The 19,314-nt window shown below is 58.0% G+C and carries 19 protein-coding genes; 12 read left to right on the top strand and 7 right to left on the bottom strand.

Translation table 11 applies throughout. The features are described from left to right. Positions 1 to 11: 11 nt before the first annotated feature. The gene (locus tag A4E33_RS09145) at positions 12 to 2,975 is read right to left on the bottom strand and encodes a thrombospondin type 3 repeat-containing protein (protein ID WP_363054133.1); all 2,964 of its coding nucleotides are present in this window, start codon (positions 2,973 to 2,975) and stop codon (positions 12 to 14) included. 272 nt (positions 2,976 to 3,247) lie between these two features. Between A4E33_RS09145 and A4E33_RS09135 the strand changes: the two genes are divergently transcribed. The 3 genes from A4E33_RS09135 to A4E33_RS09125 all read left to right on the top strand — a co-directional run bounded on the left by A4E33_RS09135 (position 3,248) and on the right by A4E33_RS09125 (position 4,404). Beyond that, a complete protein-coding gene (locus tag A4E33_RS09135) occupies positions 3,248 to 3,550 on the top strand; it encodes a DUF3795 domain-containing protein (RefSeq protein ID WP_292347446.1) in 303 nt (100 codons plus the stop codon). 68 nt (positions 3,551 to 3,618) lie between these two features. Next, positions 3,619 to 3,933: a TIGR04076 family protein gene (locus A4E33_RS09130; RefSeq protein ID WP_292347445.1), complete on the top strand. Its 315-nt coding sequence runs from the start codon at positions 3,619 to 3,621 to the stop codon at positions 3,931 to 3,933. Between the two features lie 231 nt (positions 3,934 to 4,164). Further along, positions 4,165 to 4,404, top strand: coding sequence for a hypothetical protein (locus A4E33_RS09125; RefSeq protein WP_292347443.1), 240 nt, complete (start codon positions 4,165 to 4,167; stop codon positions 4,402 to 4,404). Between the two features lie 474 nt (positions 4,405 to 4,878). Here A4E33_RS09125 and A4E33_RS09120 read toward each other — a convergent pair whose 3' ends face one another. Beyond that, complete coding sequence (locus A4E33_RS09120) at positions 4,879 to 5,136, bottom strand: hypothetical protein (protein WP_292347442.1); 258 nt, start codon at positions 5,134 to 5,136, stop codon at positions 4,879 to 4,881. A gap of 62 nt (positions 5,137 to 5,198) precedes the next feature. Between A4E33_RS09120 and A4E33_RS09115 the strand changes: the two genes are divergently transcribed. Continuing rightward, entirely contained in the window at positions 5,199 to 5,699 is a 501-nt protein-coding gene (locus tag A4E33_RS09115) for a hypothetical protein (protein WP_292347441.1), read from the top strand. A 171-nt stretch (positions 5,700 to 5,870) separates the two neighbouring features. Here the strand turns inward: A4E33_RS09115 and A4E33_RS09110 are convergent, their stop codons facing one another. From A4E33_RS09110 to thiC, 3 genes are all read right to left on the bottom strand, one after another. Continuing rightward, positions 5,871 to 6,212, bottom strand: coding sequence for a DUF86 domain-containing protein (locus A4E33_RS09110; RefSeq protein ID WP_292347440.1), 342 nt, complete (start codon positions 6,210 to 6,212; stop codon positions 5,871 to 5,873). Then, complete coding sequence (locus A4E33_RS09105) at positions 6,209 to 6,529, bottom strand: nucleotidyltransferase family protein (RefSeq protein WP_292347438.1); 321 nt, start codon at positions 6,527 to 6,529, stop codon at positions 6,209 to 6,211. Before A4E33_RS09105 ends, A4E33_RS09110 begins: the two co-directional genes overlap by 4 nt. Positions 6,530 to 6,622: 93 nt before the next feature. Further along, positions 6,623 to 7,945: a phosphomethylpyrimidine synthase ThiC gene (gene thiC / locus A4E33_RS09100; protein ID WP_292347437.1), complete on the bottom strand. Its 1,323-nt coding sequence runs from the start codon at positions 7,943 to 7,945 to the stop codon at positions 6,623 to 6,625. Between the two features lie 25 nt (positions 7,946 to 7,970). On the opposite strand from thiC, the gene A4E33_RS09095 reads away from it, so the two are divergent. From A4E33_RS09095 to A4E33_RS09085, 3 genes are read left to right on the top strand one after another with little or no spacing between them, the layout of a single operon-like run. Continuing rightward, a complete protein-coding gene (locus A4E33_RS09095) occupies positions 7,971 to 8,573 on the top strand; it encodes an MBL fold metallo-hydrolase (RefSeq protein WP_292347435.1) in 603 nt (200 codons plus the stop codon). Continuing rightward, complete coding sequence (locus A4E33_RS09090; RefSeq protein WP_292347433.1) at positions 8,566 to 9,003, top strand: DUF123 domain-containing protein; 438 nt, start codon at positions 8,566 to 8,568, stop codon at positions 9,001 to 9,003. Before A4E33_RS09095 ends, A4E33_RS09090 begins: the two co-directional genes overlap by 8 nt. Positions 9,004 to 9,020: 17 nt before the next feature. Then, a complete protein-coding gene (locus tag A4E33_RS09085; protein WP_292347431.1) occupies positions 9,021 to 9,575 on the top strand; it encodes a flavodoxin family protein in 555 nt (184 codons plus the stop codon). Between the two features lie 14 nt (positions 9,576 to 9,589). On the opposite strand, the gene A4E33_RS09080 is transcribed toward A4E33_RS09085, so the two are convergent. Together A4E33_RS09080 and cofH are read right to left on the bottom strand one after the other, a co-directional pair. Further along, a complete protein-coding gene (locus A4E33_RS09080; RefSeq protein ID WP_292347430.1) occupies positions 9,590 to 10,045 on the bottom strand; it encodes a pyridoxamine 5'-phosphate oxidase family protein in 456 nt (151 codons plus the stop codon). A gap of 33 nt (positions 10,046 to 10,078) precedes the next feature. After that, positions 10,079 to 11,167 (bottom strand): 5-amino-6-(D-ribitylamino)uracil--L-tyrosine 4-hydroxyphenyl transferase CofH, encoded by a 1,089-nt coding sequence (cofH, locus tag A4E33_RS09075; protein ID WP_292347429.1) that lies wholly within the window; start codon positions 11,165 to 11,167, stop codon positions 10,079 to 10,081. Positions 11,168 to 11,278: 111 nt separating this feature from the next. On the opposite strand from cofH, the gene A4E33_RS09070 reads away from it, so the two are divergent. The 5 genes from A4E33_RS09070 to A4E33_RS09050 all read left to right on the top strand — a co-directional run bounded on the left by A4E33_RS09070 (position 11,279) and on the right by A4E33_RS09050 (position 18,512). Next, positions 11,279 to 11,578 (top strand): YunC family protein, encoded by a 300-nt coding sequence (locus A4E33_RS09070; protein ID WP_292347428.1) that lies wholly within the window; start codon positions 11,279 to 11,281, stop codon positions 11,576 to 11,578. A 356-nt stretch (positions 11,579 to 11,934) separates the two neighbouring features. After that, positions 11,935 to 13,320 carry a PAS domain S-box protein gene (locus A4E33_RS09065; RefSeq protein ID WP_292347426.1) on the top strand — a complete coding sequence of 462 codons (1,386 nt, stop codon included), beginning with the start codon at positions 11,935 to 11,937 and terminating at the stop codon, positions 13,318 to 13,320. A 179-nt stretch (positions 13,321 to 13,499) separates the two neighbouring features. Then, on the top strand, positions 13,500 to 14,858 hold the full coding sequence (locus tag A4E33_RS09060; RefSeq protein ID WP_292347425.1) for a COG1361 S-layer family protein: 1,359 nt from the start codon (positions 13,500 to 13,502) through the stop codon (positions 14,856 to 14,858). A gap of 9 nt (positions 14,859 to 14,867) precedes the next feature. Next, positions 14,868 to 16,193, top strand: a complete 1,326-nt coding sequence (locus tag A4E33_RS09055) for a COG1361 S-layer family protein (protein ID WP_292347423.1) — start codon at positions 14,868 to 14,870, stop codon at positions 16,191 to 16,193. 9 nt (positions 16,194 to 16,202) lie between these two features. Next, positions 16,203 to 18,512 (top strand): RND family transporter, encoded by a 2,310-nt coding sequence (locus A4E33_RS09050; RefSeq protein WP_292347422.1) that lies wholly within the window; start codon positions 16,203 to 16,205, stop codon positions 18,510 to 18,512. The last annotated feature ends 802 nt before the right edge of the window (positions 18,513 to 19,314 follow it).

Raw genomic sequence — 19,314 nt, 5'->3', positions numbered from 1 at the left:
GGGGGACCGCGTTACTGCCCGTTCCCGCCGTTCTTCTTTCTCAGGAAGAACCAGCCGGCACCCGCCGCACCGATGACGAGCACTCCTGCTGCGATACCGGTAACCGGGATCCCTCCGTCCGAGGATCCCTTCGGGCCGACACGGAACGCTGCTGCCGATACCGCCTCACCCGTATTCGCCCCGTCGTTTGCAATGATCTTCACCCGGTAATTGTCCCCGCTCTCCAGCCTGCCGGTAACGATGGTGGTCTGGTTGCCGGTCAGTTCCGTGGCAAGAGGCACCCAGGTCTTTCCGCCGTCGCTGCTGAGACCCAGAGAATAGGTGAGGGTATCGCCATCGGCATCGGTCCCTTCCCAGCGGAGCGTGACCGGCGATCCTGCGGTCCAGGTCTCTCCTCCGTTCGGCGATATGATCCGGACAGACGGGGCGTTCGCGGAGACGGCACGGGATGCGAGCACCGTACCCCGGCTGTCCCGGAGCTCGACGCGTTTAACGCCCTGCTTCCATGCAACCCGGTAGGCAAAGGGAGTACTCTGTGTCGGGCCTCCCTTGTAGGATGAGCTGTTCAGTGCCGGTTCCGAGATATAGAACTGCGGCGTGAAACCGCTCTTGCCCAGAACACTGCCCTGTGCATCAACAAGGGCGATAGTATAATCTCCGGCTGAGTCGGGCAGCAGGTCAAGGTTCGCCTCCGGGAGGTACGAGACCGTACCAAGGGTCGCCGTCCCGTTCTTCCGGACAATCCCGCTCACCAGCAGCGCCGCCGGATCCACCGGGTCTTTGAACTGGTTGTGCAGCAGGGAATAATACCCGTCGTTCCCCGGCGGATATTCATTCTGGCAGGCCACGTTATTGATGTTCATTGAATCGAGGTTGCTGAAAATATTCCAGCAGTCGGGCGAGCTCGGGCCGTCCATGAAGTAGGGGAGACCGGAGACATTTCTGTACCGGTTCACCCAGAGCGATGCACCCGAAGCCTTGTTGCAGTAATACCAGTACTGGTGCAGCGCCCCGTCGTCCATCGGGACGACGATATGGTTGAATTCATGGGCCAGAACCCAGGGCCTGTTCCCGAATCCTCCCGGGGCATTTTCCGGGTGACCCGGCGGGAGACTCACGCAGGGGTCGAGCAGGATCGCCCCGCCAATGTTCTGTCCCTCCCCGATGGCAAGGCCGACACCGAGATCATATCCCCATTCTTTCGCCGTTGTGCCAAGGTACTGGTAGGTATCCACCCTGTACTCCGAAGTATCGGCATCCATGTCCCGGACGTACGGGCACTGGTCCCATCCCTGCGTGGGACAGGGCTGGTAACAGGTCTGGTCCTGGTGGGGCGGCGGGCAGGAGACCGGACAGGCGCCCTGACCACAGGGGGCGGAATAATAGCCGTCCATCACGTCCCAGTCCAGCTGGTCGTCGGCAACCGGGAAAGCGCCGAGCAGGTGTTCCATGGAGATGCGTATCCCGTCCCGGGAACAGGAGTACGGCTGCACCAGGCCCTGCGACTTGAGCGGGATCAGGAGAAACTTCCAGGGTTTTGTCCTGACGACACGGGCTGTCCCGGATTTTACCGCATACCCGGATGCATGGGATCCTGCAAACTCATTTTCAGGATCCGCTTCGATCTGGAAACTGACATCCCCCTTCGTAATTGGCATGGGCATGATCCTGACCTGCGGGCAGTACATGCTCTGTTCGCAGCCCGGGGCGATCTGTCCCATCAGGGTACCGATCGTATTCTCCTGGCCGGGAGGAACATACGGCAGGATAACTTCGACATTATTCGCATGGGCCGGAATAGAGATCGGGCCATAGACCTGCTGGATTGCCTGCCCGGTATTATAATTGGACACCGGGCTGCCGGTGACGCCCCACTGGTCCGCCGGCAGGGTCAATTTGAATTTCACCGACCTGTTGCAGCCATAGGTCGAGCTGACCAGGGTCCGGAATGCGGTTCCTTTCCCGTACACGAGATCCGAATCATAAAATGCCTGGACTGCCTTGACCGCGGTCAGGGAGAACGATCCTGTGCCGCAGCCGGTGTCGGGATCGCAGGGGTCCCCGACGCCATCGCCGTCGGTGTCGGTCTGGTTCGGGTTGGAAAGGAACGGGCAGTTATCGCACAAGGTGATTACCCCGTCATTATCAGCGTCAGTCCCGTGCCGGGGCGATTCTGCATTTTCCGTCAGGCAGTCATGGGCTTCGCATTTGTGGTGCGGGCAGAGATCGCATGCATCGCCGAGACCATCGTGATCCGAATCGGTCTGCGGAGGATTTGCTGTTGCAGGGCAGTTGTCGCAGGGGTCGCCGGCACCGTCGCCATCCGCATCTGCCTGCCCGGGATTGATAACAAAGCCGCAGTTATCGCACGCGTTCCCGAGCCCGTCGCCGTCCGAGTCAATCTGGTCCGGGTTATATACGGAAGGGCAGTTGTCGCAGGCATCGGGAATACCATCACCCTGCGATGTGCAGATCTGGCCGTTCAGGCTGTTTGTATCCTGGTGGCAGGTCGAGACACCGAGATCCGAATCGGTGGTGTTGAGACCGCAGGAGTATGCGGGATTCAGCGTTGGCCTGAACGCGATGCTCCCGGCAGAGGTTGTCACCTGCTGGAGGGAGAGGGTTGGCCTGGCAAGGGCGGTTCCGGTCTGTCTGGTGGTGATCTTCTGGATGGACACAGAGGCCTGCGGCTGGAGGACCGTGGTCGTCCCTGCGGATTTGAAACAGTAATTCGGGGGAACATCTGCTGCCCCGTACGTATATGCGCATGGCGTTGGCGAACATTTTGTGAACCCTTCCGCCCTCCAGCGCAGGGCAGCATCCCGCTCGGCCATGCACTCGCATGGCGCCTGGCAGGTGACGGTGGGAGTCGCGGTTGTCGTTGCAGGTGTTACAACGCCCGGGTTGATCGTTACTTTCGGCTGGAGGCCGGTAATGGCAGCATGAGCAGGACAGCAGCACGCTATCAGGAGCATGATCGTGATACAAAAAAGCGTTCTGCTGCTGCATTGAGGAAAAGGAGGGGTAGCAGGGAGCATGGGAAATCCTGTGATCCCGTCTTTAAACGGAATGGTTTATTAAAATTGTGAAATGAATCTCCGGCGGGATTCCCGCCGGTCGTTCTCCCGAGATACCGGCAATACCGCAGGGCAATGCACGGGCCCGGACACGGCGGACCTGCCATGCCCGGACACTTTCGCATCGCGTATTCCGCCTCTTTATCCATCGAGAAAAATATCACTAGAGTATGGCACCAAAGAAGATCCAGACCGTCTGCGGGTACTCCTGCAGCGACTGCATGCACCACACAAAGGAATGTCCCGGCTGCATAAAGACGAAGGGCAAGCCGTTCTGGACCGCGTTCGTCGGCATTGACCGGTGCGCTATCTACGACTGCTGCACGAATGACCGGAAGTTGCCGCACTGCGGCAAATGCCCGGACCTGATGTGCGACCGGTACAACCGGATCCGGGATACCCCGGGAATAACCGAAGAGCAGGTACAGGCAAGCCTTGCCGCGATGGAGAAAGAGCTCAGGTCGAGGAAGTGACGGAGGGAAACCTCCTGGCGGGTCTGGTGCGTATCGGACAGAAATGAAAAACGGGAAGTGAACAAGGTATGACAAGGTGTAAAATCACGGTAATCAAAAAGACCCTTTACCCGGAACTGGCGAAGGAATACTGTCAGAATGAGATATCCCCGTGCCCCTGTTTCAGTGAAGGGCAGGAGTTTGTCTGCGGCCTTTCGAAACCCGAAAAATTCTGCGACTGGGCATGGCGGGACATTCACCCGATGGTCGCCGTCCTGCTCACCGGCGGGAACTTCTCCCGCGGAATGTTCGAAGGATGGATGAAGGACGACCGGACGATGATCGGCTGCTGCACGGACGGTGTCCGGCCGGTGATCTTCCGGATCGAGAGGATTGAGAACTGAGGACTGTCTGCCCCCTCTTTTTTCCGGCGGGATGCCGGGATGGGTAATCCTTAGGTATTTTCCTTATCATCCCATTGAACCGCAGCTATCGTAGGAATTCATAAACAAAAGTTCCCCACATGAGTGAGAGCACAAACGGGGCAGTACATTGAACTCCCACAGGTCCTTTTGTCATGCCGGAGCCGCACACTGCCGGCAGCCCCGTCCCTTCAATAGCCGGGAGCGTGCTCCATGATCCCGGTAACCCTCAATACTTTTCTTGAGTATGCCGGCGCCGGCCTCGGCATCATCGGCTGGTTCGGTGTCCGCCAGATCGGGAGCATCACGGCCCAGCAGATCGGCTTTACCATCTGGGTCATCGGAGGCCTCCTGCTCGTCGCATGGGGGTACCACACGCAGTCCCGCGGCATCATGGCCATCAACGGCGTGAATACCGTGATGGCGGCATCGGCGCTCGCGGCGCTGGCCTGAACGGATCAGGACAGCTCAACGCCCGGTGAGCCTTGGCAAAAACCGTCCCGTCCTCTTCTGGTATTCCCGTATTCATCCCGGCACAGGCCGGTCATCATCGTTTCCTCATCCCGTACGATATAATGCCACAGGGGATGCAGGAGCACGGCCCGGATGATCATAATCCGAAGTACCGATAGGATTTGTTATGGGATTTCATTCAGGGTCCGATCGATCCGGATTGATTTTTCGATCGCGATTGTGATCGCGATGAATTTATTTCAATCAAAGTCTGTTTGAAATTTTTTCATCAAAGTCTGCTGAAATTTTTTTCATCAGGGTCTGGTGATCAAAAGTTAAACACATGTGCACTATTGCACAGCAATCGGTCACGACGGAAAGCTTACCGTTATACTGTTTTTCAATCAGGGTCTGCTGAAAAATTTTCAATCAGGGTTTGACTGAAAATACAAAATCAAAGTCTGGTTGAAAAATTCAAATCAGGTTTCGATCGATCCGGATCACATTTTCAATCGCGATCATGGTTGCGATTGAGATTTTGAATCCTGGATTTGATGGAACATTATTCCTCAGGTCTGATGTCACCACATCTCTTTCAGCTCCGGACCCCCAGAAGGGGGACGGGACGAACTTTGGATAATCCCTCAGAAGGTTATAGGTCACCATCACAATGCGGGGGATGCCCACGCGGCGGGGCGGAGCGTCAGCGGAGCCCCCGAGAGCGTCAAACAATATTATCCACCCACGGTTGGAAAGAATAATGTATCAGATTTTATAATAGCAAGTGGGGGATTATGGATAACTTAGAACTGAATCTGAATCGTGCGATTCAATTATTGCGCACACCGCAAAATTACGAAGAATACGTCTCAATAAAAATCAAACCTGTTGATGGGGGTTGTTGTTGTTATAACCATTGGCATGAAACATGGACTCAGTTCAATGAATTTATCTCTCAATATCAGCCTGTTAAAAAAGAAGGTGCGACACTAATCGAAAGAGATGGAGAGAAATACGTTTTAGAATCCCACGAAAGCGGGCCGGAAATTATTGCGTATCTTTATTTTGGTACAGCAGTTGTGGGTCTTATCACGGCTTTGTTAAAATTTCGGCAGCTTGAAAGCAGAAACCGCTCCCTGAAATTCAAACTGACCAAGAGGTATCTGATAAAAGGTGAGGTCGAAGAAGACAATTCAATAGAGGTTGATCTTTCTTTATCTGATGAAGCCATAACGAAAAAAATTGAGGATTATACAAAAAAACCAAAGATAAAAAAACGAAAAAAGAAAATGTGATTCTGCCAAACGGCCCTAACTTTTTCCGTATCTTATCGCGTTTCTCTCTTTTCTTCACCCGGCCGCCGGTCCCGAACAGCTCGTTGACCATCTTCACCGCACACAGGTCCCCGCACATCGGGCAGGTCTCCGTCTCGCCGTCCCTCTCAAATTGAACGGGAACGGGAAAGATCATTTCTTTCCGAGTCTCTCTTCAAGGCCGGGCAGGTCATCCCGGACAGTATTCCACAGCCGTTCAATGTTTATGGAAAAATAGCCGTGTATGAGCCGGTCCCGCATGCCGATAATATCGCGCCACGGGATATCCGGGTATTCGTCCCGCACGGACGCCGGGACCTGCTTTGCCGCTTCTCCGATGACCTCGAGAGCATGGGTGACAGCATACTGCTTTTCCCGGTTCTTCCGGAACTCATCGAATGTTACGCCTGTGGTAAAGCTGCGGGCTGCGTGGACGGCCTCACGCATATCAGCGAGGTACTCTCGTGCACTACGTCTCTCTCTCGGGCTCGTCATACCACAATAACTTCTCCGAGCACGTGCGGCCTGATCGCGGGCTTGAGCCCGTTCTTTTCCACAAGATCCACCCTGACACCGAGCAGGTCCTCGAGATCGTTCTGGAGATGGATAAATCCAAGGAGTGTCCCCGGGCGATTGAATTCCACAAGAATATCCACGTCGCTTGTTGTTTTCTGTTCGCCCCGGACATACGAACCGAATATCCCGAGGTAGGTAATGCCGTAACGGCTCCGGAGATCGGGCAGGTGTGCCTGGAGTTTCTGCCGGATCTCATCGACCGATTGTTTTTTCCGGGAGGGTCTGGCCCCGGGCATGATAACGCCTTCTTAGTATAGATGATGGGATTGCCCGAAGTTATATTTTTTCAGGGAGAATTGAAATCAAAACAGGGGGATAACAAAGATGCATTATCCGGGATTTACTTTCTCGTCCCTTTTCTTCTTCCCTTTGCCTTTCTTTGCAGTCCCGAACAGCTCGTTGACCATCTTCACCGCACACAGGTCCCCGCACATCGAGCAGGTCTCGGTCTCCCCGTCCCGCTCGTGGATCTTCCGGGCATGGTCGCCATACAACGCGAGCCGGAACTGTTCGTCCCAGTCGAGTTCGTGCCGGGCCGTTGCCATCGCAACCTCCCGCTCCGCCCGCCAGCCACCCGGCTTCCGCACCGTATCGCCGATATGGGCCGCGATCTTCGCGACCCGGGTGCCCTCGATGATGTCATCAACGTCCGGCAGCGCGAGGTGCTCGCTTGGCGAGACCATGCAGAGGAAGTCGGCGCCGGCAAGGCAGGCCTCAGCCCCGCCGATGGCCCCGACCACGTGATCGTAGCCCGGCGCAATGTCGGTGACGAGCGGGCCGAGCAGGTAGAGCGGGGCATGGTCCGTGATCTCCTTGATCATCCGGACATTGTAACCCACCTGGTCGAGCGGCATGTGCCCCGGCCCCTCGATCATCCGCTGGACACCCCTCTCCAGCGCCTGCTTCGCGAGGGTGCCGAGGGTCATGTACTCCACGGACTTCGCCAGCTTCCCCGCGTCCTGCAGGCAGCCGGGGCGCATCCCGTCACCGAGGCTGACCGTGACATCGTATTCTGCCAGGATCTCCAGCAGGTAGTCGTACTCCGAAAAGAGCGGGTTCTCCTCGTCCCGCTGCATCATCATGGCGCAGTGGAACGACCCGCCCCGGCTCACCACGCCCATCAGACGGGGGTCGGCCTTCAGCGCATCGAGGGCCTGCCGGTTCACCCCGCAGTGGAGGGTCAGGAAATCAACGCCCTGCCGGCAGTGCTCGCGGATGACGCGGAACAGGAGATCGGCATCAACGTCCGCAGCATTCCCCGCACGGCGGACGGCCTCGTACACCGGCACGGTCCCGATGGTCGTGTCCAGTTTCAGGATCTTCTTCCGGACCGCGACAAGGTTGCCGCCGGTCGAGAGGTCCATCAGGGCATCGGCGCCGTTTTCCAGCGCCGCCTTCGCTTTTTTCTCCTCGAGCGCCGGGTCGCACCGGCTCCCCGAGGTCCCGATGTTGACATTGATCCTGACCGGGCATCCCTCGCCGATGGTGCAGAGCGCATGCTTCCGCGCCGGGTTCTTCGGGACAACAACCCGTCCCGCTGCTATCCGCCGGGCAAGCTCGTCCGGTTCCATCCCGCTTTCCCGCGCCGCGGCCCCCAGTTCCCGGGGAAGCCCTTTCCGGCACCTGCGGATGAGCAAATCCATAAGAAACATCTGTCACCAGCCCTTATTATTGTGCATGCAGGTCGAATGGCTGTACAGCGGCGATCCGTGGGCGAATTCCTATGTCGCCGGGAATATCCTCGTGGACGCCGGGGTCCTCCCTATGGATGTCGCGCCGTACAGGGAGCAGATTGACACGATCGTCCTCACCCACTGCCATTTCGATCACATTGCCAGGCTGAAGGAGATCGCGCACATGTGCAGCGCAAAGGTCGCCATCCACAGGGCAGATTCCCGGGGGCTTGCCGACGATGTCCGGAGCCTTGCTTTGAATTTTGGGGGGCGCTCACCGGTGGTAAAACCGGACATCCTCCTCAGTGATGGCGATACGGTCGGGGAGTTTACCGTGATCCACACCCCCGGCCACACCCCGGGCTGTATCTGCCTGTATTCCGAAAAGGACCGGCTCCTCTTCTCCGGCGACACGGTCTTTGCCGACGGGTACTTCGGGCGGTACGACTTTATGGGCGGCAGCAGGGCTGAGCTTGAACAGTCGCTTACGCGCCTCGCGGCGCTTGACGTGGACGGCCTGTTTGCCGGCCACGGTGAACCAACGGAGATCAATGGCAGCCGGTGTATCGCGGCAGCACTGGCGCTGATGAAGAGCGGGTATGGATAAGGGTATCTATTGCCTGATCTTCAGAAACCCGGCCTGCACGCTCCGGGCCGGGGCGCTGGGGGAGATCGCATTCAGAAGAGGCTGGCATATCTACGTAGGCTCGGCGCTCGGCAGCGGCGGGCTTGCCCGGCTCGACCGACACATCGCCCTTTCCCGGGACAGGAACAAACACCCGAAATGGCATGTCGATTACCTCTCGACAAGCCCGTCCTTCACCCTTCGGTACGCAATCAGCGGGGCGACCGGGGAACGGCTGGAGTGCCGGCTTGCAGGGGCCATCGGCGGGGAGAGCGTCCCGCATTTCGGCTGCAGCGACTGCAGCTGTACATCCCACCTTTTCTGGCGGCGGACAAACCCGGTCGCGGAAGTGCAGGCGGCTTTCCGTGTCCTCGGGCTTGATGCCCGCACCAAAACCCTCATGAACCCGTAACGCAGTAAGGGATATCTATGAGAGTCCTGGGGTTATCCGGCAGCATGCGGAAGGACGGCAACACGGCACAGCTGGTCAAGGTCATCCTCCAGCGGTGCGAGGACGCGGGTATCAAGACCGATTTCATCTCCCTGGCAGGCAAGAAGATCATGCCCTGCCTTGGCTGCGAGAAGTGCAAGCAGCGGAAATGGTGCATCAACGAGAGCGACGACTGGAACGATATCGTGCTCGAGGTTATGAAAAGCGATGTGCTCATCGTCGGCTCGCCCACGTACTATTACGATGTGGGAGGCCAGCTCAAGAACTTCATCGACCGCACCTACTCGCTCTACCATGATCGCAAGCTTGCGGGAAAGAAGGCCGTGGCAGTTGCCGTCCATGCAAACAAGGGGGCCACCCGTGCGGTCCAGACCATCGAGGGGTTCCTGTCAGCCCATGAGTTCGCGTCGCTCGGGGAAGTCAGCGGGACCGGGTACCACGAGGGCGACGTTCTGAACGATACCGAGGCGATCAAAAAGGCGCAGAAGATCGGCGACAAGATCGTCCGGCTGGTGAAGAAAAACCACGCATAAACGGGGCCTGACCTTCAGTCATGCTTTTTTCCGGTCATGGATTCGATATCGATCCGGATGACCGTCACGGTTCTGAGATCGCGTTCTGAGAATGCGTGGGTGCCCCCGCCGTAATGCTGCATGATGCAGTTCAGCCCGTACTGTTTCTCTTCCGGGGTATGGACAAAAACCGCCCTGCCAAACACTATCACGCTCCGGTACCGCATGCCCCACGAGCAGGGGCTGCCGCCTCTGATGATCCCGTCGCAGATATCAATCTCGAAGCAGCACCGGGGATCCTTCCGGAGCATATCGATCTTCCTTCCCTCGTGAGCTGCATGGATCCAGAGCGCCCTGTCCCCGTACCCGAAACAGAGCGGGACAATGTAGGGCCCAGTCTCGTCCGCAAGGCCGATCCGGCAGACCGCAGCCTCCGCAATGACTGCCTCCATCTCAGCCGGATCCGTTATCTCACAATCCTTCCGTCGCATTGGTGTCCCTGTTTTCCGGTGCCCGCAGCCGCTTCAGAGCAGCTTGTATAATGTTGTCCGTCGCCGGAGGGTCCGCCCGAGGTCCTTTGCCACCCGCTCCATCTCGGCCGGGTCAAGGTAATCGGTGTTCTGCGCACCGGCGCCCTTGGAGATGCTCTCCTCGAACATCGTGCCGCCGAGATCGTTTGCCCCTGCAATCAGGCCGAGCTGGGCCAGCTTGATCCCTTCCTTAACCCACGAGACCTGTACGTTCCGGAAATTGTCGAGGAAGAGCCGCCCGACCGCGACCATCAGCAGGTCCTCCCGGCCGGTAGCGCCGGCCCGGGCTTTCCCCGCTTTATACAGGGGCGTGTTCATGTGGATGAAGGAGAGGGGGACGAATTCCGTGAACCCGTTCGTCTCATCCTGGATGTCCCGGAGGATGGCGAGGTGCTTCACGCGGTGCTCGTCGGTCTCGCAGTGGCCGTACATGATCGTGGCCGTTGTCGGGATCCCGAGGCCGTGGGCTTCCGTGATGATCCGGACCCACTCCTTCGTCGGGATCTTCTGCCGGCAGATCACGTCCCGGACCGAGTCCACAAGGATCTCCGCCGCCGTCCCGCACATCGAGTTGAGCCCGGCCTCCTTCATCGCCTCCAGCACGTCGACCGTGCTCATCCGGCTCTTCTTTGCCGCGTACGCAACCTCCATCGGGTTGCTGGCGTGGATGTGGATGCCCGGCGCGGACTCATGGATGAGCCGGTAGACGCCGGTATATGATTCGAGGGTGAAGTCCGGGTGGAGGCCGCTCACGGTGCAGATCTCGGTCACCTTCCGCTCCCGCGCCTGTGCGATCTTCTTTTTAATCGCTGCACGGTCGTGGAAATAAATTCCCTCGTCGCCGGGTTTCTTCGAGTAGCCGCAGAACCCGCAGGCGTTCACACAGAGGTTGGTGACGTTGATGTTCTGGTTGCGGACGTACGTGACAGCATTGCCGGCCCGCTCTTCGCGGACCTCGTCCGCGGCAGCGGCTACATCCCAGACAGCACGTCCCCGTGTCTTAAAGAGCGCGAGCGCCTCCTTCGGGTTCAGCCGGTGGCCCCCCTTCACGTCATCAAGCAGCGTTCCCAGTATCCTGTCCACCGAAGTCCTTCCTCCTGTTGTCCAGTGTGGCGCCTGAGGGGAGGTAAATCTATCGTTTGGTTGTGCGCATCCTTGATATTTTTCCGCGCCAACCATTCCTGCAGGAGCGCTATGGAATTCACTGAAGTCCGGTTACCGAAGAAGAAGGGCGAAGGGTTTGTTATCCCGCTCGGGCCCTTCAACCTTGTTGCGATAAAGACTGACATCGGCATGGTCGGGTGCGGGGCGTTCGATATCGCGGCGATGGATTCGTTCAGCTACCCGGCAGCCAGGGTCCGGCCTGCCATCGGCCCGGGTATCGTGGACACGGATGATGTCCTCAGGGGTATTGTAAAGGAAGCGAATCGCTCGGCGATGAGCCGCGGGATCACCATCGGGATGACCGGAAGGCAGGCGCTCGAGCTGCTCTGAACGCACCTGCGACATATCCCGGATCTTTCCTGTCTTCCCTATTTTTTTTGCTGGAAAAATCCTGTACCGGAACGTGATTCTCCCTCGTGCGCCACCAGACTCGAAGAGCCCGATGGTTCTTCTCCCTTTTCGGGTCCGATGACGTCCAACCCTCAGGGTGTGTATTCAGTGATTTCTTCATAGCGATTTTGTAGTACCCTGTCCGCTGCCATATATGCTGAATCCCTGCCGACGTCAGTTCTCCCCAATCAAATATTTAAACACTCCTTCAATCGATTATAAATAATGGCGATACATATCTGTAGTAACACACTGATACTGTCCGCTCCAGGGACGGTTGCGCGGCTTACCCGGCTATGATGCAGGATTACCAGCAGGAACTCGCGGCCATCAAGGATCTTCTGTCGAAGAATCCCGAGGGCATGAGCGTCACCGATATCTCGAAGGCGTTAAAAAAGAACAAGAATACCGTAGGGAGGTACCTCGACATCCTGCTCATCTCCGGCCAGGTGGACATGCGGACATTCGGGATGGCCAAGGTGTACACGATCTCCCGCCGCGTCCCGCTCTCGGCCATGCTCAGTTACTCCAGGGAACTGATCATGGTCCTCGACGATGCGAACCGGATCATCGACATCAACGATAATTTCCTTGCCCTCCTCGAACTCCCCCGGGAGCAGGCTGTCGGGAAGAATATCGCGTATCTCCAGTCGCCTGCAGCAGACACGCACGAGCTGCTCGGGAGTATCGCGAAGAACGGCGGGGACAGGGAGATCACCATCACCTTCCCGACCCGCGACCGGGGGGAGCGGATCTTCCACCAGAAGTGCATCCCGACCGTCTTCGATGACGGCAAAAAGGCGATCACGGTCATGCTCACGGACGTGACAGAGCATATCCTTGCCGAGCGGGAGATCCGGGACAGCGAAGAGCGGTTCCGGATGATGGCCGACAACATCCAGGACGGGCTCATCATCATGGAGAACGGCACTATCATCTATGCCAACAAGCGGATAGCCGAGATTACCGGCTATTCCATCAAGGAGCTGTGGGCACTGAAACCCATCGGGATCATCGCGCCGGAATACCGTGAGAAAGCTGAGGAGCATGCCCGGGCCGTTGAAGCCCACCCGGAGAAACCCCGGGACCTCCAGACCTGCATCGTCAGGAAGGATGGTGAACGGCGTTTCGTCCATACAAGGGTCAGCGGGGTGAGGCACCACGACCGGTTCTACAACTTCATCGTCTTCACGGACGTTACTGAACACCGGCTGCAGGATGCCCGCATTGCCGAGAGCGAGGAGCGGTTCCGGATGATGGCAGACAATATCCAGGACGGCCTCATCATCGTCGAGAACGACCGCATCGTCTTCTCCAACCGCCGCATCAAGGAGATCACCGGGTATACAACGGAAGAGATTGCCCGGCAGGGCATTGACGGCACGCTGCAGGCAGAAGACATCACGGAGATCGTTGATGCGCGGTTCCTCCCGATCAGGGAGCGGTGCCAGATCCGGGAAGTATTCCAGGCGGTCCGGCCTGATTCTCCCGAACCGTGCGAGTTCAAGATCTGGATCCGGCGCAAGGACGGCGAGCGCCGCTACATCCATGGCAAGGTCACGGCTGCCCGGCGCGGGGATATCACAAGCTACTACATCACCATCGCGGATATCACGGGCTTTGCCGAGCGGGAGAAGGTCCTGCGCGAACGGATCGATGCGCTCCAGGAGCTCCTCCACTGATCGCGGTGCGATGCCGCACCGGCTGCAGGCACTGTTCAATTTCTGTCAGTGCTTCCACGGGGCACAGCCGTTACCCAAAGCCCCTGCGCATCGTTTATAATCATTTTGTATAACCAATATGGCAAATGTTTTAATAGAATAACCTCAAACCTAGACAGAACAAATATCGCGGAATCATTATGATCGTTACCATGAACCAGCACAAGACCGGCAGCGGCAGTTTCCCGCTCACGCAGGGGCAGGCAAGCCTGCTGCGGCCGTTCATCCTTATCTGTATTGCAGCACTGCTTCTCGCTGTCGCTCCTGCCAGCGCTGGCGAACAGTACATGTCGGGCAGCCCGAAACTTTCCGCATATCTCGCGGGCACGAACGAGTTCTCCCCGGGACAGGAAGTCCAGATCGCCGTTGTCATCGAAAACAGCGGCCTGAACCAGTTCAAGTTCGTCAACACCGGGCTCGTCAGTCGTGACGATCTCCCGAACACGGCGAAGTTCCTGACCGTCACGCTCGGCGCCGGCGAATCACCGTTCATCATCAAGTCCGATCCCCAGATGCTTGGCGATCTCCGTGCGAGCAGCACGGCTATCGGCCGGTTCACGGTCAGGATCCCGTCGGATACTCCCGCGGGCGTCTACAACCTGCCGGTCAGGGTGAACTACACCTACCTCCAGACGGCAGAACAGTACGGCGTTGATACCGTCCAGAATTTCTACAAGGAGAAAGAAGAGAACTTCGAGTTCCCGGTCCGCGTCAAGCCGGATGTCCGGATCAGCGTCGAGTCCTCTGAATTTAAGGATTTGAATGCCGGCACCGAGGGATCCGTTAAGCTCACGGTGAAGAACACGGGGCACGAGAACGGGAAGAAAGCCATCCTGACCATTGCACGGAACGATGGCAGCCCGATTGTCCCGACCGAGGGCAGTGCCTACATCGGCGATTTCCCTGCCGGCGGAACCGCGACAGCGGTCTTCCGGGCATCGGTTTCCAGCAGTGCAGAAGCCCAGACCTACCCGCTTGACGTGTACGTGAAATACGAGAACAGCGACGGGGACAGCATTGCCTCGGACATCGAGACAATCGGTGTCCCGGTCGGCGGGAAGACCCGGTTCGTCATCGTTTCTGAACCCGTGACTGTAAGCCCCGGCCAGAAGAAGACCATCACAGTCCAGTTCAAAAACACCGGCGGGGCAACGGCGCACCAGGCCCAGGCCCGCGTGAGCATGGTCGACCCGTTCACGAGCAATGACGATACGGCATACCTCGGGGATGTCGGGCCCGGCGAGACAAAAGAGGCCTCGTTCCTCATCACGGTCGACAAGTCGGCGACCCTGAAAAAATACGGTATCGACTCCGAGATCAGGTATAACGACGCGTTCGACAACCAGATCATCTCGGACCCCATCAAGCTCGGCATCACCGTGAAGGAAGATACCGGCCTTGTTGCAGGATTGCTCAAAAACCCGATCCTGCTTGCTGTCCTTGCAGCCATAATCATCGGTGCAGGGTACCTCATCTACCGTAAGCGCCAGAACGCGTGAGAGGTCGAAATGACCCGCACACGTTGTCCCGGATATGCCGGGACTGTAACAGTGTTTCTCGTCCTGCTCGCCTGCAGCGTGCTGATAGCGGTGCCCGCATCCGCCGTGGAGCAGCACCTCGGGAGCGGCCCTGACTTTTCCGCGACGGTCAGCGGGACCAACGAGTTCGAGCCGGGCCAGGATGCTACCGTATCCATCATTGTCAAGAACACCGGCCTCAATTCCATGAAACAGGTCATGATGGGCACCATCCAGCCCGAAGACCAGCAGAACACGGCCAAGACCACCGTGATTGGCCTCAACTCCTCGGGCGATGCGGTCATCGTCAAGACCGACCCGCAGATGGTGGGCGACATCCCCGGCGGGGAGACGGTCACCGTTCAGTTCAGGGCGAAGATCTCCGCGAATGCAACCGAAGGGGAATACCAGCTGCCCATGACGATCGAGTACCGGTACCTCCGGGTGATCGTCCAGGAGCGGGCGGATGTCTTCGAGTACACCTACAACAACGGCAAGAAGACCCTCCCGATCACCCTCCGGATCAAGCCACACGTCAAGCCGGAAGTCACCGGGCTTGTGCCCGAACAGATTGTTGCCGGCTCCGAGGGGTACCTGAACCTGACCATCAAAAATATCGGACCCGAGAACGGGACGATGGCGGCAGTCCGGCTGATACGGAACGGCCAGAGCCCGATCATCCCGGCAACGAGCACCGTCTTCATCGGTGACTTCCCGAGCGGCGGCGTTGTGACATGCCGGTACAAGGTCTCTGTCTCGAAGGACGCTACGAACCAGACCTACCCCGTGGACCTTGCCGTCACCTATACCAACCGCGAGGGGGCAGTCGTGACATCCCAGAAGACCACCGTCGGCGTTCCCGTGTATGACAAACCGGCTTTTACCATCATATCGCCAGTCCCTGCGATCCCCCGCGGTGCGGACACCACCATCGAAGTTGTCTACCGGAACGAGGGAAGCGTTGAGGTCCGCGATGCACAGGTGAGGCTCCAGCCGCACAACCCGATCACCGCGAGCGACAACAACGCGTTCCTCGGCGACATCGGACCCGGGGAGACGGCAACGGCCCGCTTCGTGATCCGTGCGGACCCGGAGGCAGGGACGGGGAAACATTCCCTTGACAGTTCCATACGCTACCGCGATGCAAAGGGTACCAGCATTGAATCCGATACCATACCGGTGCAGCTGGATGTCGTCCCGGCAGCGGGCGGCCTCTCAGTACTGCCGGGCGGGATCGTGACCGTTTTCCTCGTCATCGTGCTCATCATCGCGGGTGCCGGTTTCTTCCTCTATACGCGGAAGAAGAGCAGCCGCTGAGGATATCCCATGATCCAGCAGATCTTCGAAGGCATAGCACATACCATCAACCGGCAGCCAAAGCTGGTCGCCTGTTTGGTCGGCCTCATCTTCCTCACCGGTCTCTACGGCATGACCCTGATGACGATGCAGACCGGGTGGGAGACCTACCTCGACAAAGACACCACCGCCGGTATCCTCGAGGCAAAATACCAGGAGGACTACAAGTCTGACGCGATCATCCTCATCATTGAGGCCGCCGACCCGCTCAGTCCCGAAGTCCTCGCGTATGTCGATAACCTGGAGACCAATTTCCGGCAGCAGCAGAATATCCGGAGCACGCTCTCCATCGTGGATGCCCTCAAGGCATACAACGGCGGAAAACTGCCCGCGTCCCGGGCGGAGACGGACCGGATCATCGCCGCGATGCCCGCAGCAACCCGCAGCCAGCTCGTCTCCTCCAATGTCCTGACCCTCGTGCAGGTCAAACTCACGGAGGGCCTCTCCGAGAAGACCCAGAAGGGTGTCCTTGCCAACATCCAGTCCATTGCCGACACCTCAACCCCCCCGCCGGGCGTGAAGGTCGAGCTCTCCGGCTCGCCCGCGTTCCAGCAGCAGATGAGCGCCGGGCTTATGAGCAACATGGGCGTTCTGATCGGCGGCGCCATGGTCCTGATGGTCATCACGATGGGGATCCTCTTCTCCTATGTCCGCCACCGTTTCCTGCCGGTCCTGCTCGTCGGGATCGGCCTCATCACCTCCCTCGGGCTGATGGGTCTCTTCGGCATTAAGCTGAACATGGCGGTGATCGGGGCCTTCCCGGTCCTGATCGGCCTCGGGATCGACTACGCAATCCAGTTCCATGCCCGGTTCGACGAGGAGGCCCGGAAGGGCTCCCTCGAGAACGCGGTCTTCATGACCGTGACCCGCACCGGGCCGGCCGTGATGTACGCGATGCTTGCCACGAGCATGGGGTTCCTGGCCATGTTCGTATCGACGATGCCGATGATCCGCTCGTTCGGCCTCGTCTCCATCATCGGGATCAACACCTGCTTCTGGATCTCGTGCATCGGCATGCCCACGTTCGCCCTTCTCGTGAACTACCAGCCCAAACCGGACCAGACCGGCCAGTGCTATGCAGTAGGGACCGATGCGTGCGACACGATCATCGGAAAGGAGAAGGCAAAGAAGAACGGCTTCTCCTATGGCGATTTCCTGACAAACGTTTCCATGAAGATTGCCAAAAACCCGATCCCGATCCTGCTCATTGCCGGTCTGGTCGCCTTCATCGGATTCCAGATCGACCCGAACATCCCGATCCAGACCTCCGAAAACGCGTTCGTCCCGTCGGACATGCCGGCCAAGATCAACATTGACAAGGTCACCCGCGTCATCGGCGCAACAAGCACCGCGGACCTCTTCGTCCGGGGCTCCCGCGTGACCGATCTCGACACGATCGTCTGGATGAAGGAGTTCCAGGACTACGAGATTGCGCACCACCCGGAGATCACCGGGGCGACGAGCATTGCAACCTACGTGCTCCAGTACAACGGCGGCGCGATGCCGGAGACCCAGTCCCAGCTCGATGCCGTGCTGGACAGCATCCCGGCTGACACGAAGAAGCCCTACCTGGCCGGGTCGATGAGTGCGGTCATCCGGCTCAGCACCGCGGACCTGTCCATGACACAGCAGAACGACCTGAAGAAGCGGGTCGTGAGCGACCTTACCTTCATCGAGCCCCCGATCGGGATCTCGGTTGACCCGGCAGGGAACTTCGAGCTCTTCACCACGCTGCTGTCGTCAATGGCCGAGTCCAAGGAGCTGATGAACATGCTCGGGTTCATCTTCGTCTTCGTCTTCCTGATCCTGGTGTACCGGCACCTCCACGCGGCATCGCCAATCATCCCCATCATCTTCATCGTGGGCTGGAACGCGGTGGCCATGTACATCCTCGGCATCGACTACTCGCCGCTGACCGCGACGCTCGGGTCGATGACGATAGGGGTGGCTGCGGAGTACACGATCCTCGTGATGGAGCGCTACTCCGAGGAAGAGGAGCGGCTGCACGACCCGATCGCTGCCATCCAGGAGAGCGTCCAGAAGATCGGGACCGCGATTACGGTCTCGGGCCTTGCCACCTTCTTCGGGTTCTCGGCCCTCTGCCTCGCGACCTTCCCGATCATCAGCAACTTCGGCGTCACCACGCTGATCGCGGTCGGCTTCTCGCTCATCGGCGCGATCTTCATCATGCCCGCAGTGCTCTCGGTCATGGGGCAGATCACCGTGTGGTTCGAGAACCGGCACGGGCACGCCGAGACGCATGAGGCGGAGCAGCTGTGAAGATAATCCTCTCTCTCTTTTCTCTTTAATTTCGGCTCTGTAGAAAAGCTAACAGAAATCTTGGATTGTATTGCGATGGAGCCACGGGCGCTCGGGGTCTGTCGACCCTCGCCCCGTGGAGCATCGCCGTATTGGAGCATTCATAAAAAAGATCGGAATTGGGGGTCAAGGGGGCTTGCCCCCTTGGGCTGCCTCCCCCTCTGGGGGAGAGAGGGGGTCACCCTCGCAATTCCACTGAGTGCGTTATGAAAAGGATTTCTACAGAGCCGTAATTTCTTTAAATAATCGTCCCCCTTGCGCCAACCCTGTAGTCAAAGAGCCTTATTGCTCTTCCCCTGCGTCGGGTCTGATGACCCTTAGCACTCCGTCGGGGGCGGGAGCTTGGTCTATTATGGTTGGTATTGATATCATAAAAAGATCCGATCAGGTTCTAAATTCAACATCCGGCGGGCTGAGAGGTATAAGAGGGTCTAAACAGCTATGATAGTTTCATGCTCGATAAATAGTCATTATTCTATTTGAGGAAAGACTGATGATAGATAAAAATGGAAGACGTTATCTAGTATCAAATGATCCCGGTGCAAAGATCGCTAGAACCATTTTATTACTATTTTTGACCTTTGCTTTGCTTATCATTATTTTTACATGTGTATTTCCTCTCTTATCTTGGATCTCGATATTCATTCCTCAACTTAACAACAGTCCCTCAATAGAGCCAAGGATTTTTGTGAGTATTTTAATAGTGTTTTTTTTAATTCTTGATTTCCTCGTCTATATTTTTGTCTTAAGTTGGCTTTCTGGT

Origin of the sequence: Methanoregula sp. PtaB.Bin085, assembly GCF_002067035.1 — an archaeon.
GTDB lineage: Archaea > Halobacteriota > Methanomicrobia > Methanomicrobiales > Methanospirillaceae > Methanoregula.
Note: the sequence above shows the minus strand (reverse complement) of the source record. Positions and strands in the feature narration are given on the sequence as shown.

Excerpts from the sequence above, each read along its gene's own strand:
- A4E33_RS09145 (WP_363054133.1), bottom strand. The coding sequence starts at position 2,975 with ATGCTCCTGATAGCGTGCTGCTGTCCTGCTCATGCTGCCATTACCGGC.
- A4E33_RS09135 (WP_292347446.1), top strand. The coding sequence starts at position 3,248 with ATGGCACCAAAGAAGATCCAGACCGTCTGCGGGTACTCCTGCAGCGAC.
- A4E33_RS09130 (WP_292347445.1), top strand. The coding sequence starts at position 3,619 with ATGACAAGGTGTAAAATCACGGTAATCAAAAAGACCCTTTACCCGGAA.
- A4E33_RS09125 (WP_292347443.1), top strand. The coding sequence starts at position 4,165 with ATGATCCCGGTAACCCTCAATACTTTTCTTGAGTATGCCGGCGCCGGC.
- A4E33_RS09115 (WP_292347441.1), top strand. The coding sequence starts at position 5,199 with ATGGATAACTTAGAACTGAATCTGAATCGTGCGATTCAATTATTGCGC.
- A4E33_RS09110 (WP_292347440.1), bottom strand. The coding sequence starts at position 6,212 with ATGACGAGCCCGAGAGAGAGACGTAGTGCACGAGAGTACCTCGCTGAT.
- A4E33_RS09105 (WP_292347438.1), bottom strand. The coding sequence starts at position 6,529 with ATGCCCGGGGCCAGACCCTCCCGGAAAAAACAATCGGTCGATGAGATC.
- thiC (WP_292347437.1), bottom strand. The coding sequence starts at position 7,945 with ATGTTTCTTATGGATTTGCTCATCCGCAGGTGCCGGAAAGGGCTTCCC.
- A4E33_RS09095 (WP_292347435.1), top strand. The coding sequence starts at position 7,971 with ATGCAGGTCGAATGGCTGTACAGCGGCGATCCGTGGGCGAATTCCTAT.
- A4E33_RS09090 (WP_292347433.1), top strand. The coding sequence starts at position 8,566 with ATGGATAAGGGTATCTATTGCCTGATCTTCAGAAACCCGGCCTGCACG.
- A4E33_RS09085 (WP_292347431.1), top strand. The coding sequence starts at position 9,021 with ATGAGAGTCCTGGGGTTATCCGGCAGCATGCGGAAGGACGGCAACACG.
- A4E33_RS09080 (WP_292347430.1), bottom strand. The coding sequence starts at position 10,045 with ATGCGACGGAAGGATTGTGAGATAACGGATCCGGCTGAGATGGAGGCA.
- A4E33_RS09070 (WP_292347428.1), top strand. The coding sequence starts at position 11,279 with ATGGAATTCACTGAAGTCCGGTTACCGAAGAAGAAGGGCGAAGGGTTT.
- A4E33_RS09065 (WP_292347426.1), top strand. The coding sequence starts at position 11,935 with ATGATGCAGGATTACCAGCAGGAACTCGCGGCCATCAAGGATCTTCTG.
- A4E33_RS09060 (WP_292347425.1), top strand. The coding sequence starts at position 13,500 with ATGATCGTTACCATGAACCAGCACAAGACCGGCAGCGGCAGTTTCCCG.
- A4E33_RS09055 (WP_292347423.1), top strand. The coding sequence starts at position 14,868 with ATGACCCGCACACGTTGTCCCGGATATGCCGGGACTGTAACAGTGTTT.
- A4E33_RS09050 (WP_292347422.1), top strand. The coding sequence starts at position 16,203 with ATGATCCAGCAGATCTTCGAAGGCATAGCACATACCATCAACCGGCAG.